Consider the following 2,342-nt stretch of genomic DNA (forward strand, 5'->3'; position numbering starts at 1 on the left):
CCCCGCGGGCCGCCGGTCGGACCGGTCCGCCCCCGCCGCCCGGCGCCCCCGGTCGGCCCAGCAGCGGTGCCGCACCCGCAGCGCCCGGCACGGGACCGGCAGGGGTCGGACCGGCAGGCACGGGACCGGCAGGCACGGGACCGGAAGGCGGTGCCCCGTCCGGCGGCGGGTGGCGGCGCGGGGGAGCACGGCCGGGGCCCGACCGGGGACGGCGCGGGGCGCTGAGCCGGGTCGGGCCGGTCAGCTCTCCTGACGGAGACGGCTGTTGACGCTGGTCATGGCGTCCGTCACGGCGTCGAGCTGCTCCCGGTCCAGCAGGTCGATCAGGACGGCCCGCACCCGTTCGACGTGGCCGGGGGCGGCGGCGCGCAGCGCGTCCGATCCGGCGGGGGTGATGCGGGCGGTGACGCCGCGGGTGTCGGTGGGGCAGGCGCCGCGGGTCACGAGCCCGCGCTTCTCCAACTGGCCGACCTGGTAGGTCAGGCCGCTCTTGGAGGTGATGAGGGAGGTGGCGAGCTCGGTCATCCGCAGCCCGTCCGGCCCGGCCTGGTGCAGCTTGATGAGTACCTCGTACTGCGGGTGGGAGAGGCCCGCCTCGTCGCGGAGCTGCGCCTCGACCTCGCGGAAGACGCGGTGCGTGGCCTCCAGGAAGGAGGTCCAGGCCGCCATCTCGCCGTCGTCGAGCCACCGGGTGTTCGCCATGTGCCCATCCTACGGCGTTGTTCAAATTCGAACTGACCTGTACGCTCGGCGGCCGAGTTCCGATGCGAACGACATCGGTGTCACCGCATCCGACGCGTACCCCGGGCGGCGGTCGCCCCAGCCGCGCCCCGCCGCCCCCTGCCCCCACCGGGAGACGATCCGTGACCACCACGACCACCCGCTCCGACGCCGACCTCCGGGACGGCGGACCGCTCGGCGGCGCCCCCTCCGGCCTCGACCTCGGCCTGCTCCTGCTGCGCGTCGGCGTCGGGCTGACGATGGCCGCCCACGGCGCGCAGAAGCTCTTCGGCTCCTTCGACGGCGGCGGCCTCGACGGCACCGGCGACTTCTTCACCTTCCTCGGGTACCCGGCGGGCGAGACCATGGCGCTGGTCGCCGGCCTCGCCGAGTTCCTCGGCGGCCTCGGGCTCGTCCTCGGCCTGCTGACCCCGCTGGCCTCCGCCGCGATCGTCGGCACCCTCATCAACGCGATCTTCTCCGCCCACGCGGACGACGCCTGGCTGGGCGGCTACGAACTGCCGCTGGTGCTGGCCGTCGCCGCCGCCGCTCTCGCCCTGACCGGGCCCGGCCGGTACGCGGTCGACCGGCTGCTCCCCGTCTCCGTGCTGCGCGAGCCGCGGCTGGTGCAGGGGCTGGCCGCGCTCGGCCTGGCCGTGGTCTCCGCGATCGTCGTGCTGCTGATCCGCAACTGATCCTGTCACCACGCACCGCCGCCCGGCCCGCTGTCAGGCGGGCCGGGCGGCCGCGTGAGACGCTGCCCTCCATGGGGCAGCGACCGCGCCGGCGAGACGCCCGCCCGGGCCCGCACGGCGGGGCCCGGCGCGCGGGCCCCGCGGCGGCGGTCGAACCGGTCACACCGGAACCGCCCCGCCCGCACGGCCGCACCCTGCTCACCCAGTCCTGGCACGACCTGGCGTTCCTGCACTGGCCGCTGCCGCCCGCCGCGGTCGCCCCGCTGCTGCCACCGGGGTGCGAGCCCGACACCCACGACGGCGTCACCCACGTCGGCCTCATCGCTTTCCGGATGCACCGCATCGGCCTGCTGGGGCTTCCCGGCCTCCCCGGGCTCGGCTCGTTCCCCGAGACCAACGTCCGGCTCTACTCGCGCGACGCGCAGGGACGCCGCGGCGTCGTCTTCCGCTCCCTGGAGGCCACTCGGTCGGCCGCGGTGCTCGTCGCCCGCGGCGGCTTCGGGCTCCCGTACACCTGGGCGGACATGTCGGTGGCGCGCGTGGGGGACCGGATGCACTACCGCTCCGAGCGCCGACTCCCCGGGCCGCGCGGGGCGTTCAGCCGCATCACCGTCGCCGTCGGCGAGCCGGTCGCCGAACCGGGGCCGCTGGAGCACTTCCTGACCGCCCGCTGGGGGCTGCACACGACGCTCGCGGGCCGCACGGTCTACCTGCCCAACACCCACCCGCGCTGGCCGCTGCACCGCGCGCGACTGGAGCGCTGCGAGGAGAACCTCATCGCGGCGGCCGGGCTGCCCGCCCCGGCCGGGGAGCCGGTCAGCGTGCTGTACTCGCCCGGTGTCCCGGTGCGGTTCGGACCGCCCCGCCGCTGACCGCCCCGCCGCCGCGGCGGGCAGCCGGAACGGCCGCCGGAGGTGACGAGGGGCG

Annotated in this window: 3 protein-coding genes; 2 read left to right on the forward strand and 1 reads right to left on the reverse strand. The window is 76.7% G+C overall.

Annotated elements, in window-relative coordinates:
- Nucleotides 1-240: 240 nt before the first annotated feature.
- Entirely contained in the window at nt 241-702 is a 462-nt protein-coding gene (locus tag HCN52_RS23835) for a MarR family winged helix-turn-helix transcriptional regulator (RefSeq protein WP_168090490.1), read from the reverse strand.
- A 161-nt stretch (nt 703-863) separates the two neighbouring features.
- On the opposite strand from HCN52_RS23835, the gene HCN52_RS23840 reads away from it, so the two are divergent.
- Both HCN52_RS23840 and HCN52_RS23845 read left to right on the forward strand, forming a co-directional pair.
- Nucleotides 864-1,415 (forward strand): DoxX family protein, encoded by a 552-nt coding sequence (locus HCN52_RS23840; protein ID WP_376767204.1) that lies wholly within the window; start codon nt 864-866, stop codon nt 1,413-1,415.
- Between the two features lie 71 nt (nt 1,416-1,486).
- On the forward strand, nt 1,487-2,287 hold the full coding sequence (locus tag HCN52_RS23845) for a YqjF family protein (protein ID WP_168090492.1): 801 nt from the start codon (nt 1,487-1,489) through the stop codon (nt 2,285-2,287).
- Nucleotides 2,288-2,342 lie beyond the last annotated feature (55 nt).

Origin of the sequence: Streptomyces bohaiensis, from assembly GCF_012033785.1 — a bacterium.
GTDB lineage: Bacteria > Actinomycetota > Actinomycetes > Streptomycetales > Streptomycetaceae > Streptomyces > Streptomyces bohaiensis.

Coding starts and splice junctions, on each gene's coding strand:
- HCN52_RS23835 (WP_168090490.1), bottom strand. CDS start 702: ATGGCGAACACCCGGTGGCTCGACGACGGCGAGATGGCGGCCTGGACC.
- HCN52_RS23845 (WP_168090492.1), top strand. CDS start 1,487: ATGGGGCAGCGACCGCGCCGGCGAGACGCCCGCCCGGGCCCGCACGGC.